This window comes from Microbacterium sp. B35-30 (genome assembly GCF_010634855.1).
GTDB lineage: Bacteria > Actinomycetota > Actinomycetes > Actinomycetales > Microbacteriaceae > Microbacterium.
Map to the genome: position 1 here is coordinate 165259 of NZ_MWLQ01000014.1, position 14781 is coordinate 180039.

The window sequence follows — 14781 nt, forward strand, 5'->3', positions numbered from 1 at the left end:
TCGCCCGCCTCCCCGGCGGCCGGTCAGGCATCGACCCTCGCCTCCTCGCGCTGCGCCGACAGCTCGGCGAGACGCTCCGCGATCCGGCGCTGCGTGCCGGGTCCGGCGTGCATGAACAGCGCCTCGCCGAGCTCGCGGCGCTGCGACCACTTGGTGTTCGTGCGGAAGGCGTGCGCCGCCTCAGGCTTCGCCGCCTCGAGCACCTCGACGATCGCACGATATGCCTCCCGGTCGTCGATGACCTCCGCCAGAGTCGACTCGAGGCCGACGCGGGTGGCGGCGACCGGCGGTGCGGCATCCTGCACCTCCCACTCGTGGGTCCCCGACCCGACCTCGAGCTCGCGCCCGTCGGGGAGCACGACCACCGCCGTCGTGTTCGGCGGGACGACCGCCTCGACCCGCACCACGCCATCCCGGCGGCTCCAGCCGGCACGGGCGGTGCCGTAGGGGGTGAGGTGCTCGGCCCACGCGTGGTCGAAGTCCGTGAGCGGGTGCGGCTCGATGCGCAGCCGCGCGTACCCGGGCTCCTCCGGCGCGAGACCGGCGACGACGCGGTGCAGCCAGTCGCCGATCGCGCCCAGCGCATAGTGGTTGAACGAGGTCATCTCGCCCGGGTTGATCGAGCCGTCAGGCAGCATGGAGTCCCACCGCTCCCAGATCGTCGTCGCACCCATCGTCACCGGGTACAGCCACGACGGGTTCTCGGTCTGCGTGAGCAGGCGCCGCGCCGTCTCGAGGTGCCCGGTGCGGGTGAGGGCGTCCTGAATGATCGGCGTGCCGACGAATCCCGTGCCGATGCGGTAGCCCGACAGGCGTGTGAGCTCGGCCAGTCGCGCACCGAGCACCTGCTGCTGGTCGGCGGGCGCGATGTCGAACACGATCGCCATCGCGTACGCGGTCTGGGCGTCCGACATCATGCGGCCGGCCGGGGTCACGTACTCGGTGAGGAACGCGGTGCGCACCTCCTCGGCGATAGCCGCGTACTGCCGGGCCTCGTCGTCCTCGCCGAGGAGCGCCGCCGCGCGGGCGACGGCATCCGCCGACCGGAAGAGGTACGCCGACGCCACGATGTCGGCATCCGTCTTGGCGTTCGCCGGAAGGTGCGGGGGCGCATCGGGATCGAGCCAGTCGCCGAACTGGAACATGCCCTCCCACAGGCGACGCGGACCTGCGAGCTCGATGAGCGCGTCGGCCCAGCCCTTCATGCTCGGGTACTGGCGTCCGACGGTGGCGACATCGGCGTAGCGCTCGTGGAGCACCCACGGCACGATGGTCGCCGCATCGCCCCACGCGGCGGCTGGCCGGGCGGCGCCGAGCACGTTGGGCACGACGAACGGCACGACGCCGTCCACCTGCTCCAGCGCGAGATCGCGCAGCCAGGAGTCGAGGAACCCGCGCACGTCGTAGAGGAACGACGCGGTGGGTGCGAACACCTGGATGTCGCCGGTCCAGCCGAGGCGCTCGTCGCGCTGCGGGCAGTCGGTCGGCAGGTAGAGGAAGTTGCCGCGCAGCCCCCACACGATGTTCTCGTGCAGCTGGTTGACGAGGGGATCGGATGCCTCGAACCAGCCGGTGCGCTCCATGTCGCTGTGGATCACGACCGCTGTGACGGCCGCCGGGTCGAACTCGCCGGGCCATCCCTCGACCTCGGCGTAGCGGAACCCGTGGAAGGTGAACTCGGGCTCCCATTCCTCGATCCCGTCGCCCGCGAGCGTGTAGTGGTCGGTCGCCGCGGCGGCACGCAGCGGCCGCGTGCCGAGCTCACCGTGCTCAAGCACCTCGGCATGCTTCAGCGTGACCTCGGCGCCCGCCGGACCCGACACCCGGATGCGCAGCCGCCCGACGAGGTTCTGCCCGAAGTCGAGCACCGTCTTGCCGCTCGGGGTGGTGATGACCTCCTGAACGCTCAGCTCTTCGATGCGCCGCACGAACGGCGACACCCGTGCCTCGGGCGCGTGGATCGGCTCCTGTTCGGCAGCCGCCTCCCAGCCCTCGGCCGCGAAGCCCGCCTCGGCGAAGCCGCGGCCCTCGCCGTCGACGAGCGCCAAGCGGGCGTCGTAGTCCTCGCCCGCGTAGAGCCCGCTGGCGGTGATCGGTCCGGTCGACGCCTGCCACGAGGCATCCGTCACCACCCACTCGCTCGATCCGTCGGCGTACTCGACGAGCAGCTGCGCGGCGAACCTCGGCTGGTCGCCGTAGAGCGGGCGCGCACTGTCGCGGAACCCGAAGCGCTCGGTCGCCCACGCTCCGGCCACCCGCACGCCGATCGCGTTGCGCCCCTCCGCGATGAGGGCGGTGACGTCGGTCGTCTCGTGGATCGTGCGCTGCTCGTACGGCGTCCAGCCCGGCTTCATCACCTGGTCGTCCACGTCGACGCCCCCGATCGCCACCTGGTACACGCCGACCGCGGTCGCGTAGAGGGTGGCGCGGGCGACCGGACCGGTCGCCTCGAACTCGGTGCGGAGGTACGCGGGCTGCGCGGTCTCGGACGGCGAGGCCAATCCGATGGTCGCCGCCTGCCATTCGTCGGCGCCGAGGAAGCCGGCCACGACGCGGCGCGGCGCGCTCCACTCACCCTGCGCACCGTCTTCGCCGGTCACCCGCACGCGCAGCGACACCTGCTCGCGCGGCGCGAGCGGAGCGAACGGCCAGGCGACGCGCGTGGAGGCGCGCCCGTCGATGTGGTGCGTCGACGGGTCGCCGTCACGCGTGAGCTCGATGTCGGCGCCCGCCTGCAGCCAGTCCGGCGTCGTGGTCTCGGTGCGCCAGCCGAGCTCGGGGGCGGGCGACGCGACGACGTCGCTGCCGTGCGGTGCGTCGATGACGATGTACGGAACGGGGCTGCTCATGGCACTCCTCTGGGGATGGTCGGTGTGGTGGGGATCGTCTGGGGGCACGGATGTCGAGATCAGGCCGGCACGACGGCGCCGGATGCCGCGACCGCGGGTGCGGTGACGACGATGCGGTGCGTGCCGTGGCGGAGCTCGGCGGGCGCCGGGGCCCCGCCGACGGTGGCGGTGGATTGCGCCGTGACGGGGAGATCGAGCAGGGCGCGCGCGCCGAACGGCACCTCGAGCGTGGCTTCGAACACCCCGCCGTCGACGCGCCAGTCGATCGCCAGACGGCCCTGCGGGGTGTCGATCGACGCCGACGCGTGCGACAGCCCGAGCGCGGGCCGCGGGGCGACGTGCACGGTGCGATACCCGGGATCGTCGGCATCCGGAGCGAGGCCCGCCACCGTGCGGTACACCCAGTCGATCATCGCCCCATAGGCGTAGTGGTTGAACGAGAGCATGCCGGTGTCGTCCTCGGACGCGTCCTCGGTCGGCAGGGCGTCCATCGCGCCCGAGTGGATGCTGCCGTCGGGCAGGATCGCGTCCCAGCGCTCCCACACGGTCGTCGCGCCGCGGTCGACCTGGTACAGCCACGACGGCGCCTCACGGCGGAGCAGCATGAGGTACGCCTCGTCGAGGTGGCCGCTGCGCGACAGCGCGAAGAGCACGAGCGGGGTGCCGAGGAAGCCCGTGGCGATACGGCCGCTCTCACGGCGCACGTTCTCGGCGAGGCCGTCGGCGATCTCGGCCCGGCGTCCGGTGGGCGCGAGTCCGAATTCGAGGGCGATCGCGGCACCGCTCTGCGTGAGGACCGCCTCCTCACCCCAGCGCTCGAAGGTGGCGGCGGTGACGCGGTCGGCGAGCGCGTCGTACTCCGCGGCGCTGTCCTCGTCACCGAGGATCCGCTCGGCGCGGGCGAGCAGACGAGCCGAGTGCGCGTAGAACGCGTTCGACACGAAGTCGCTCGAGACCTTCGCCTCCCACGGCCGGTCGCCGGGCGCATCGGGATCGAGCCAGTCGCCGAACTGGAAGTCGCCGGTCGGCAGCACGATGCCGTCGCCGGCGCGGCGGCGGAGGTGCTCCACCCAGCGCCGCATGCTGCCCCGCTGGCGCGCGAGCACCTCCGTCGATCCGTACGACTCGTACACCGCGAGCGGCACGATGGTCGCGGCATCCGCCCATCCCGCACGGCCCATGTTCTCGGTCGGCACGCCGCCCATCAGCATGTCCTGCGGGCGGATGATGTCGGGCACGACCGCCGGCACGCCGCCGGAGTCGGTCTGGTCGATCTCGAGGTCGCGCAGCCACGACATCCAGAACGCCTCGGTGTCCATGAGCGTGTTCGCCGTCGCGGCGAACGCCTGGGCGTCACCGGTCCAGCCGAGGCGCTCGTCGCGCTGCGGGCAGTCGGTCGGCACTGACACGAAGTTGTCGCGCTGCGACCAGAAGACGTTCGAGTGGAAGCGGTCGAGCGCCTCGTGCGATGACGAGAACGTGCTGCGGGGAGCGAGGTCGCTCGAGATGGCGACGGCGGTCGCCGAGACGACTTCGGCGCCCTCGACGTCGGCGTAGCGGAAGCCGTGGAACGTGAACGCCGGCTCGAGCGTGTGCTCGCCGTCGCGATCGAGCGTGTAGACGTCGGTGGCCTTCGCCGACCGCAAAGCCTTCACGTGCAGGTCGCCCGAGGGCTCGAGCACCTCCGCGTGGCGCACGGTCACGACATCGCCGGCGTGGCCGCGAACGGTCAGTCGCACCCAGCCCGACACGTTCTGCCCGCCGTCGAGGCGCGTGCGTCCGTCGTGGGCGGAGGCCTGCATGGGCAACTCGGCGACGACGCGTACCGGCGCTGCGGACCGCGGCTCGAACCGTGCCGGGTCGATGTCGATGACGGATGCCGCGCGCCAGCCGTCCGGGGCGAAACCCGGCTGGTGAACGGCGGGGTCGTCGAGGCGCAGGTCGGTCACGGTGCCGTCGTAGATGCTGGCGCTGCGCACGGCTCCGAAGCCGGCCTGCCACGAGGCATCCGTCTTCGCCACGATCTCGCCGTCGGCCTCGAGCTGCGCGAGGGCCCCGGTCCGATCACCGTAGATCGCCTGGCGCCGCGCGAAGCCGAAGCTGCCGCGGTACCAGCCGTCGGCCACGGCGAGCACGACGACGTTCGTCCCCTCGCGCAGCAGCGGGGTGACGTCGACGGTGTCGACGAGGACGCGCTCCTGGTACGAGGTCCAGCCCGGCGTGAGCAGCGCATCGGTGGCGCGCGCGCCGTTGATCCACGCGTCGACGAGGCCGAGAGCGCTGAGGCGCAGGCGCGCCGACGCGGGCACGCCATCGAGGGGGAACTCGGTGCGCAGCAGTGGGACGGGTCCGTCGGCGGGCGTGTCGGTGCCGATGACGGCCGCCTCGAGGTCGGCGCCCTCGACGCCGGCCTCGACCACGATCGGCTCGCTCCACGCGGTCCAGCCGGTCGTCGTCGCGACCCGCACCGCGAAGGCGCGGCGCTCGCGGGGCGCGAGCGCTCCGGGGATCGCGACGCCCGCAGTGCGGGTGGATGCGACGGGCTCCGACGCGACGATCTCGGCACCCTCGGGACCCTCTGCGAGCTGGTAGCCCTCGATCCGGGCACCGGCGTCGTCGGTCTCGGCGCGCCAGCTCAGACGCAGGCCTGCGCGGGGCACACCGAGGAGGCCGGTCCCGTGCTGCGTGCGGAGTGCGACGACGCGCGTCGCGGCATCCACTGCCGAGGGAGAGGGAAGAGCCGTCATGGCTGTGTCCTTTCGTCGGTCGGCCGCATCGCCGACCCGCTCCACCATCGTGAAACGATTCATGGTTCTTGTCAATCGAAGTGTAGACCGTTACACGATCGTGACGGATAAGTTCCCGATCGCCTGTTGACCCGGCCCTCGAACGGACGTACCTTACGAGGGTTGAATGGTTTCAATGCCCTGAGGGCATCGACTCCGCTCGGCAGAAGCACCAGGGAATCCGGCAGCGTGGGCGGACCATCCGCTCAGCTTTACAAGGAGGTAAAGATGAAGAGCTCCCCGACCAGGAGATTGCTCCTCGCGGGTGCGGGCATCGTGGCACTGGCTGTGCCGCTGGCCGCATGCAGTGGTGGTGGCAGTGACGACGGCACTGTCGAGATCTCGTTCCTGACGCAGAACACGGGCACGAACGTCGAGGTCGCTGAGGCGCTGATCGAGGCGTTCGAGGCCGAGCACGACGACATCACGGTGCGACTGGAGACCCAGCCCGCAGGCACCGAGGGCGACAACCTCATCAAGACCAAGCTCGCCACCGGCGAGATGGAGGACGTCTTCTACTACAACTCGGGATCGCTGTTCCAGGCGATGAACCCCGACCAGAACCTGGTGCCCCTCGACGACGAGCCCTGGGTGGACGACCTCCTCGACACCATGACTCCCGTCGTGTCGACGGAGAACGGCATCTACGGGGCGCCGTTCGGCGCGACGCAGGCCGGCGCCGTCGTCTACAACAAGCAGGTCTACGCCGACCTCGGGCTCGAGGTGCCCACATCGTGGGACGAGTTCGCCGCCAACAACGAGGCGATCAAGGCCGCCGGCATCACGCCGGTCATCCAGACCTACGGCGACACCTGGACGAGCCAGCTGTTCATCCTGGGCGACTTCGGCAACGTGCTCGCGCAGGACCCGGACTGGGCCGAGGACTACACCGCGGGCGAGCGCAAGTACGTCGACGAGCCCGCGCTGGCGGGGTTCGCCAACCAGCAGGCGGGGTTCGAAGCAGGGTGGTGGAATGAGGACTTCGCGTCCGCGCTGTACGACGACGGCGCTCGCATGGTCGCCACGGGCGAGGGTGCGCACTACCCGATCCTGACCGGCATCGTCTCGACCTTCCAGCAGAACTACCCCGACGAGCTCGAGAACATCGGCGTGTTCCCCCTGCCCGCGCAGAACGCCGAGGACACCAAGCTCACGGTGTGGCTGCCCAACGCGGTCTACATCCCGAAGACCACCGAGGGTGACCAACTGGAGGCCGCGAAGACGTTCGTCGAGTTCCTCAATTCGCCCGGCGGCTGCGAGGTCCAGACCACGGTGATGGTGCCGAGCGGGCCGTTCGCGACCAGCGCCTGCACGCTCCCCGACGACGTGCCCGGGCTCCTGAAGGACATGCAGCCGTACTTCGACGAGGGCAACACCAACCCCGCGCTCGAGTTCCTCTCCCCGATCAAGGGACCGAACCTCGAGAACATCACCGTCGAGGTGGGCTCCGGCATCCGTTCAGCGGAGGACGGCGCGGCCCTGTACGACGAGGATGTCGTCAAGCAGGCTCAGCAGCTCGGCCTCGAGGGCTGGTGACCCACCGGGCCTGATATCGCAGTAAACCTGTGGGGGTCGCGTCGTCCGCGGCGCGACCCCCGACGACATCAACGGAGATGACAATGACGAGCATCGCGGAACGCCCGCGCGAGAAGACCGCCCCACCGCCACGCGCCAAGCGCAAGTCCATGAAGAGCATGTACCCGACGTGGTTCTACATCCCGTCCGCGGTGCTCTACATCGTCCTCTTCGCTGTCCCGACGTTCGCGTCGTTCTACTTCGCACTGACGAGATGGACGCTGTTCGACTCCACCTTCATCGGGCTCGACAACTTCGTGACGTTCTTCACCGAGCCGATGATGTTCCAGAGCCTCATCAACACCTTCATCTACGCGTTCCTGACGTCGGGAGCGAAGGTCGTGCTGGGACTCGCCCTGGGGGTGCTGCTGACCGGAGCCATCCTCGGCCGCGGCTACCTGCGCTCGACGATCTTCTTCCCGGTGCTCGTCTCGACCATCGGCGTCGGGGTCACCTTCAAGGTGCTGATGGACCCGTTCGACGGTCTCATCAACAAGTCGCTCGCCGCCTTCGGCATCGACGGCCCGGACTGGCTGACCGATCCCGCTCTTGCGATCTACTCGATCGCGCTCGTCGACATCTGGAAGGGCGTCGGCATCGCGACGCTGATCTACATCGCGGGCATCGTGGCGATCCCGCAGGAGTACTACGAGGCGGCGAAGGTCGACGGCGCCGGGGCGTGGAAGAACTTCTGGCACATCACGCTGCCGCTGGTGCGCCCCGCGACGGCGACTGTGGTGCTCCTGTCGCTCATCGGCGGGCTGCGATCGTTCGAGCTCATCTGGGCAATGACCCGCGGTGGTCCCGGGTTCTCCAGCGACGTCATCGCGTCGGTGGTCTACAAGCAATACCAGGCCGGTTTCTACGGCCTGTCGACCGCGGGCAACGTCGTCCTCTTCCTCGTCGTCGCGGCGATCATCATCCCCATTCAGTACCTCCTCACTCGCCGGCAGGTGGAATCATGACCCTCACCCGCGCCATCACCACCGCTGACACCAAGGGGCGGATCCCGCGTGCCGACCGCCGCCCCATGACCGTCCGGCGCTTCCTGCGCAAGTACCTGCTCGGCATCATCGCGATCCTGCTGTCGATCGTCGTCTTCATCGTGCCGTTCGTCTTCATCTTCCTCACGGCCGCGAAGAACTCGCAGGAGTCATCGCTTCTCGAGTTCTCTTTGCCTCAGCAGGGCTGGTACCTGTGGGAGAACTTCCTCACGGTGCTGCAGACGCGGGACTTCATCCTCGTCCGCGCGTTCGTGAACAGCACGATCCTGACCGTGGCGAGCGTCGCGATCATGGTCGTGCTCGCCGCCATGGTCGGCTACGTGCTGCAGCGTCGCAAGTCCCGCTGGAACCACCTCATCAACTTCTTCGTGCTCGCCGGACTCATCGTGCCGCCCGCCGTCGTGCCGACCATCTGGGTGATGCAGGGACTCGGACTGTTCAAGACGATGCCCGGCATGATCCTCATCGAGGTCACCTTCGGACTCTCGTTCTGCATACTGCTGTTCCGCGCCTTCGTCGCGACCATCCCGCGTGAGCTCGACGAGGCGGCTACCATCGACGGCGCCGGGCCGATCCGGCTGTTCTTCCAGGTCGTGCTGCCGCTGCTGAAGCCGGTCGTGATCACGGTCATCGTGGTGCAGGCCGTCAATGTGTTCAACGACTTCACCAACCCGCTGTACTTCCTGCCCGGCGAGGCGAACGCGACGGTCCAGGTGACCCTCTACAGCTTCTCCAGCCAGAACCTCACGGAGTGGAACCTGCTGTTCATGGACATCCTGCTCATCACCATCCCGCCGCTGATCATGTACATCTTCTTCAACCGGCAGATCGTCGCGGGTATGACCAGCGGAGCGGTCAAGGGGTGATGCGCCGTGCGTTCACCAGAACTCCGCGGGGACGGTCCCGCGGAGCCAGGCGAGCTCGTTGTCGCGGATGAAGATCGACAGCGTCTCCTCCTGAGTGAGCCCACCGCCGAGCCATTCGAACAGGATGCCGAGCAGCGCTTCTCCGGATTGCGCATCGGGATCGGCGACGGCCCGTTCCCACGCCTCGACGAAACCGTCCGGGGTGGGAACGGACCGCACCAGCTTCGAGATGTACTTCGGGCCCGGCATCATGACGTGCGCCGCGGCGAGGGCCGCACGTGCGGCCGCGAGCGTCAGGTGCAGCCCGGCGTGGCGGCGCAGGAACTCGTCGTCGCGCTCGACCGCCTGACGCAGGAAGTACCCGCCGTACAACCGCGCCTGCGAAAGGTGGGAGCGGACACGTTCGTCCCACACGTCGTCGGGCAGGGTGACGATCCGCTCGAGCGTGGGCTCGATCTCTGGGAGCACGCTCCAGGCGACGCGAGCGCCGCGGAACGAGGCACGCGTCGGGTCGTCGGCCCGCTGAGCCGCCGTCTCGAGGTACGAGGGGCTCGCGAGCTTGATGTCGATGTACGAGCCGGGATAATCCACCCCGTACCGCTCGATCCAGGCGAATCGTCCCGCCGCGGTCTCGGCGGCGAAGCGCTCGTCGTCGACGACGAAGTACACATCGACGTCGGAGTCCGCACGCTCCCTGCCCTGCGCCACCGATCCGATCGCGACGACCGCCAGCGCGCCGGGCTGCTCGCGCACCGAATCGACATAGGCGGCCAGCGCCCGTTCGTGCTGCTCCACGTGTGCTCCTTCGCATCGGGTCGGGCACCACGCTATCGACACCACGACGCCCGACCGCGTACGATTCGACGGGAAGCGCTTTCCGGTTGCGGGGGTCGAAAAGATGTCGTATCGTTGAAACGATTCAGCGCCCCGATGGCCTGTCACCGCCGACACCACGGCCACACACGAAGGAACACCACGCCATGACGAGCGAGACCACGCCAGCCGGACACGGGCGTCCTGAGGCTCTGCGCAGCGCGTCGGCGCACCAGGGCGCGGGCGTGCGGCGGGTCTGCTTCCAGCTCCTGGTACGCCCCGAACTGCTCGACGAGTACGTCGCCCGCCACACCCCGGTCTGGCCCGAGATGCTCGCCGAGATCGAGGCCTCCGGCCGCCGCAACTACTCGCTCTTCCTGGGCGAGGGCGGGCGCCTCATCGGGTACTACGAGACCGACGACGACGAGGCGGCCCAGGCATTTCTCGCGAACTCCGAGGTCGCCGGCCGCTGGGAGGCCGAGATGGGGCGTTTCTTCGTCGGCCTCGATGGCCGGCCCGATCAGGCGGCCACCCCCCTCACCGAGATCTTCCACCTGCACGACCAACTCGCCGCAGCTTCGGCCGCGGCATCCGACAACGAAAGCAACGCATCATGACGACGCTGTCACCCGACATCCTGTCCGCCCTCGAAGGCCAGGGCATCGAACTGCCGAGCTGGGCGTTCGGCAACTCCGGCACACGCTTCCGCGTCTTCACGACCGCCGGCACGCCGCGCGACCCGTACGAGAAGATCGCGGACGCCGCGCAGGTCAACGCCTACACGAAGCTCGCGCCCAGCGTGGCCCTGCACATCCCGTGGGACAAGGTCGACGACTACGCCGACCTGCGCCGCCACGCCGAAGACCTCGGCGTGAGCCTCGGCACCATCAACTCGAACACGTTCCAGGACGAGGACTACAAGTTCGGGGCGCTCACGCACCACGACGACCGCATCCGCAACAAGGCGATCGACCACCACCTCGAGTGCATCGACATCATGGACGCCACCGGCTCGCGCGACCTGAAGATCTGGCTCGCCGAGGGATCCAACTACCCGGGGCAGGCCGACATCCGCGCGCGTCAGGACCGCCTGCAGGACTCGCTGCAGAAGATCTACGACCGCCTGTCGGACGAGCAGCGGCTGGTGCTGGAGTACAAGTTCTTCGAGCCGGCGTTCTACCACACCGACGTTCCGGACTGGGGCACGTCCTACGCGCAGGTCGCCTCCCTCGGCGACAAGGCGATGGTCTGCCTCGACACCGGCCACCACGCGCCCGGCACCAACATCGAGTTCATCGTCATGCAGCTGCTGCGCCTCGGAAAGCTCGGCTCGTTCGACTTCAACTCGCGCTTCTACGCCGACGACGACCTCATCGTGGGCGCGGCCGACCCGTTCCAGCTGTTCCGCATCATCTTCGAAGTGGTGCGCGGCGGCGGGCTCAACAACCCCGACGTGGCGTTCATGCTCGACCAGTGCCACAACGTCGAGGACAAGATCCCCGGCCAGATCCGCTCGGTGCTGAACGTGCAGGAGATGACCGCGCGGGCCCTCCTCGTCGACCGCGACGCCCTCGCCGCGGCGCAGCAGGCGAACGACGTGCTCGGCGCCAACGCCGTCTTCATGGACGCGTTCTACACGGACGTCCGCCCCGCTCTGGCCGAGTGGCGCGAGTCCCGCGGACTCGCCGCCGACCCGATGGCCGCGTACGCGGCATCCGGCTACCAGCAGCAGATCGCCGCGGACCGCGTCGGCGGCACGCAGGCCGGCTGGGGCGCCTGACCTCGTACAGCACCCAATGGGGCTACGCCCCAAACCCCCGGCCGCTGACGCGGACCAAGACCCACCGGGGGTGTGGGATGCCGATCCCCACACCCCCGGTGCACCACCTCGATCCCGGCACTGCTGCCGGGTCCGGACCCGAAGGATCCAGATGAGCGAGCCCTACTCCGCCGCCGACGGCCTCGTGCGCGTCTACCCCGCCCGTGAGCCCCACGGCACCGGACTCGTGTGGGCGCACGGCGGCGCGTTCGCGTTCGGCGACCTCGACATGCCCGAGTCCGACTGGGTCGCCGAGCAGCTCGCCGCCCGCGGCACGACGGTCGTCTCGGTCGACTACCGCCTCGCCCCCGTTCCCGAAGGATGGGATGCGGCCGGCCGGACGAGCGGCGGCGACCACTACCCCGCGGCATCCGATGACATGCTCGCCGCATGGTCGTGGACCGTCGACAACGCGGGCCGCCTGCGGATCGATCCCGAGCGGCTCGCGATCGGCGGCACCAGCGCCGGCGGCAACCTCGCCGCCGGGGCGACCCTGCGACTCATCGAACGACGGGCGGTGAACCTTCCGGCCCTCGTGCTGCTCGCCTACCCCACGCTGCTCGCGGTGCAGCCGGCGCCGGATGCCGCGCTCCGTGCCGCGCTCGACGCGCAGCCCGCGGCCGACCGGTTCCGGCCGGAGATGGTCCGCGCCATGTACGAGAACTATCTGGGCGGCCCGATCGACGACGCGCCGCTCGCGGCGATTCCCGGGAACGCCCGCCCTGACGATCTCGCGGAGTTCCCGCCCACGCTCATGGTCAACGGCGATGTCGACGAGCTCCGCGTCTCGGGTGAGGCGTTCGCCGCGTCCCTGCGGGCTGCCGGGCGTCCGATCGAGGTCGTCACCGAGCCGGGCACCGATCACGGTCATCTGAACCGCCCGCAGGAGCCCGCGGCATCCGTCACCCTCGCTCGCTTCGCGACCCGCCTCGCCTCCCTGTCCCTCGCCGGTGCTCGCCTCGCAGCACCCGCCTCCGCTCCCGCCTCATTCGCCTGAGCGACATCAGCCACCTCAGAAGGAATCCAGCCATGACCAACCCGGCCGTCTCCGACCTCATCACCCGGTCCAACCGCCTCGGCGCCGATCCGAAGAACACCAACTACGCCGGCGGCAACACGTCGGCGAAGGGCACGGAGACCGACCCGGTCACCGGAGAGCCCGTCGAGCTGCTGTGGGTCAAGGGCTCGGGCGGCGACCTCGGCACGCTGAAGGAGTCGGGGCTCGCGGTGCTGCGCCTGGACCGCATGCGCGCCCTTGTGAACGTCTACCCCGGCGTCGAGCGCGAAGACGAGATGGTGGCCGCGTTCGACTACTGCCTGCACGGCAAGGGCGGGGCCGCGCCGTCGATCGACACCGCCATGCACGGTCTCGTCGACGCGGCGCACGTCGACCATCTGCACCCCGACTCGGGCATCGCGATCGCGACCGCCGCCGACGGCGAGGAGCTCACCGCGAAGGCCTTCGGTGAGAAGGTCGTGTGGGTGCCGTGGCGGCGCCCCGGCTTCCAGCTGGGCCTCGACATCGCCGACATCAAGTCGAAGAACCCGCAGGCCATCGGCTGCATCCTCGGCGGCCACGGCATCACGGCGTGGGGCGACACCTCCGAAGAGGCCGAGCAGAACTCGCTCTGGATCATCGAGACCGCCGCCGCGTACATCGCCGCGAACGGCAAGGCCGACCCCTTCGGCGGCGTCCGCGCCGGCTTCGAGGCGCTCCCCGACGCCGAGCGCCGCGCCAAGGCCGCCGCGCTCGCACCGACGGTTCGCGGACTCGCGTCGACCGACAAGCCGATGGTCGGCCACTTCACCGACGCCGACGTCGTGCTCGACTTCCTCGCGTCGGAGAAGGCTCCGGCCCTCGCCGAGCTCGGCACCAGCTGCCCCGACCACTTCCTGCGCACCAAGGTCAAGCCGCTCATCCTCGACCTGCCCGCCTCGGCCTCCGTCGAGGACTCGATCGCGCGGCTGCAGGAACTGCACGAGGCGTACCGCGCCGACTACCAGGCCTACTACGACGCCCACGCGACCGCCGACAGCCCGGCGATCCGCGGCGCCGACCCGCTCATCGTGCTGATCCCCGGCGTGGGCATGTTCTCGTACGGCGCGAACAAGCAGACCGCCCGCGTCGCCGGCGAGTTCTACGTCAACGCGATCAACGTGATGCGCGGCGCCGAGGCGCTGTCGACGTACTCCCCCATCTCGGACGCCGAGAAGTTCCGCATCGAGTACTGGGCGCTCGAAGAGGCGAAGCTGCAGCGCATGCCGAAGCCCAAGACCCACCAGGGACGTATCGCCCTGGTCACGGGCGCGGCATCCGGCATCGGCAAGGCGATCGCCGTCCGCCTCGCCGCCGAGGGCGCGTGCGTCGTCATCGCCGACCTCGACCTCGAGAAGGCGCAGGCCGCTGCCGCCGAGCTCGGCAACACGGATGTCGCCATCGGCGTCGCCGCGAACGTCGCCGACGCCGACGCGATCCAGGCCGCCTTCGACGCTGGGGTGCTCGCGTTCGGCGGTGTCGACCTGGTCGTCAACAACGCCGGCCTGTCGCTGTCGAAGCCGTTGCTGGAGACCACCGAGAAGGACTGGGATCTGCAGCACGACGTGATGGCGAAGGGCTCGTTCCTCGTCTCGAAGGCCGCCGCGAAGATCCTCATCGAGCAGAAGCTCGGTGGTGACGTGATCTACATCTCGTCGAAGAACTCCGTCTTCGCCGGTCCGAACAACATCGCGTACTCGGCGACCAAGGCCGACCAGGCGCATCAGGTGCGCCTGCTCGCGGTCGAGCTCGGCGAGCACGGTGTGCGCGTCAACGGCATCAACCCCGACGGCGTCGTGCGCGGCTCGGGCATCTTCGCATCCGGGTGGGGCGCCAACCGCGCCGCGACCTACGGCATCAAGGAAGAGGACCTCGGCCAGTACTACGCGAACCGCACCATCCTCAAGCGCGAGGTCGTGCCCGAGAACGTCGCCGACGCCGTGTACGTGCTGACCGGCCCGGAGCTCACGCGCACCACGGGCCTGCACATCCCGGTCGACTCCGGCGTCGCCGCCGCGTTCCTTCGATGACCC

Annotated in this window: 10 protein-coding genes; 7 read left to right on the top strand and 3 right to left on the bottom strand. The window is 69.6% G+C overall.

The features are described 5' to 3' along the window. Positions 1–23: 23 nt before the first annotated feature. Together B2K11_RS08330 and B2K11_RS08335 are read right to left on the bottom strand one after the other, a co-directional pair. A complete protein-coding gene (locus B2K11_RS08330) occupies positions 24–2849 on the bottom strand; it encodes an alpha-L-rhamnosidase (protein ID WP_163617800.1) in 2826 nt (941 codons plus the stop codon). A 59-nt stretch (positions 2850–2908) separates the two neighbouring features. Then, positions 2909–5596, bottom strand: a complete 2688-nt coding sequence (locus B2K11_RS08335; protein WP_163617801.1) for an alpha-L-rhamnosidase — start codon at positions 5594–5596, stop codon at positions 2909–2911. Positions 5597–5863: 267 nt separating this feature from the next. On the opposite strand from B2K11_RS08335, the gene B2K11_RS08340 reads away from it, so the two are divergent. From B2K11_RS08340 to B2K11_RS08350, 3 genes are all read left to right on the top strand, one after another. Further along, positions 5864–7171 (top strand): ABC transporter substrate-binding protein, encoded by a 1308-nt coding sequence (locus tag B2K11_RS08340; RefSeq protein ID WP_163617802.1) that lies wholly within the window; start codon positions 5864–5866, stop codon positions 7169–7171. An 83-nt stretch (positions 7172–7254) separates the two neighbouring features. Beyond that, positions 7255–8175 (top strand): sugar ABC transporter permease, encoded by a 921-nt coding sequence (locus B2K11_RS08345; protein WP_163617803.1) that lies wholly within the window; start codon positions 7255–7257, stop codon positions 8173–8175. Then, on the top strand, positions 8172–9080 hold the full coding sequence (locus tag B2K11_RS08350) for a carbohydrate ABC transporter permease (protein WP_239525863.1): 909 nt from the start codon (positions 8172–8174) through the stop codon (positions 9078–9080). The genes B2K11_RS08345 and B2K11_RS08350 overlap by 4 nt, the downstream gene beginning before the upstream one ends. Before the next feature lie 12 nt (positions 9081–9092). Here B2K11_RS08350 and B2K11_RS08355 read toward each other — a convergent pair whose 3' ends face one another. Next, positions 9093–9875, bottom strand: a complete 783-nt coding sequence (locus B2K11_RS08355) for a hypothetical protein (RefSeq protein WP_163617804.1) — start codon at positions 9873–9875, stop codon at positions 9093–9095. A 263-nt stretch (positions 9876–10138) separates the two neighbouring features. On the opposite strand from B2K11_RS08355, the gene B2K11_RS08360 reads away from it, so the two are divergent. From B2K11_RS08360 to B2K11_RS08375, 4 genes are all read left to right on the top strand, one after another. After that, a complete protein-coding gene (locus tag B2K11_RS08360; RefSeq protein WP_204260054.1) occupies positions 10139–10510 on the top strand; it encodes an L-rhamnose mutarotase in 372 nt (123 codons plus the stop codon). Then, positions 10507–11673 carry an L-rhamnose isomerase gene (gene rhaI, locus B2K11_RS08365; RefSeq protein ID WP_163617806.1) on the top strand — a complete coding sequence of 389 codons (1167 nt, stop codon included), beginning with the start codon at positions 10507–10509 and terminating at the stop codon, positions 11671–11673. The genes B2K11_RS08360 and rhaI overlap by 4 nt, the downstream gene beginning before the upstream one ends. Positions 11674–11824: 151 nt before the next feature. Further along, complete coding sequence (locus B2K11_RS08370) at positions 11825–12709, top strand: alpha/beta hydrolase fold domain-containing protein (protein ID WP_163617807.1); 885 nt, start codon at positions 11825–11827, stop codon at positions 12707–12709. Between the two features lie 32 nt (positions 12710–12741). Then, entirely contained in the window at positions 12742–14778 is a 2037-nt protein-coding gene (locus tag B2K11_RS08375; RefSeq protein ID WP_163617808.1) for a bifunctional aldolase/short-chain dehydrogenase, read from the top strand. The last annotated feature ends 3 nt before the right edge of the window (positions 14779–14781 follow it).

Excerpts from the sequence above, each read along its gene's own strand:
- B2K11_RS08330 (WP_163617800.1), bottom strand. The coding sequence starts at position 2,849 with ATGAGCAGCCCCGTTCCGTACATCGTCATCGACGCACCGCACGGCAGC.
- B2K11_RS08335 (WP_163617801.1), bottom strand. The coding sequence starts at position 5,596 with ATGACGGCTCTTCCCTCTCCCTCGGCAGTGGATGCCGCGACGCGCGTC.
- B2K11_RS08340 (WP_163617802.1), top strand. The coding sequence starts at position 5,864 with ATGAAGAGCTCCCCGACCAGGAGATTGCTCCTCGCGGGTGCGGGCATC.
- B2K11_RS08345 (WP_163617803.1), top strand. The coding sequence starts at position 7,255 with ATGACGAGCATCGCGGAACGCCCGCGCGAGAAGACCGCCCCACCGCCA.
- B2K11_RS08350 (WP_239525863.1), top strand. The coding sequence starts at position 8,172 with ATGACCCTCACCCGCGCCATCACCACCGCTGACACCAAGGGGCGGATC.
- rhaI (WP_163617806.1), top strand. The coding sequence starts at position 10,507 with ATGACGACGCTGTCACCCGACATCCTGTCCGCCCTCGAAGGCCAGGGC.
- B2K11_RS08370 (WP_163617807.1), top strand. The coding sequence starts at position 11,825 with ATGAGCGAGCCCTACTCCGCCGCCGACGGCCTCGTGCGCGTCTACCCC.
- B2K11_RS08375 (WP_163617808.1), top strand. The coding sequence starts at position 12,742 with ATGACCAACCCGGCCGTCTCCGACCTCATCACCCGGTCCAACCGCCTC.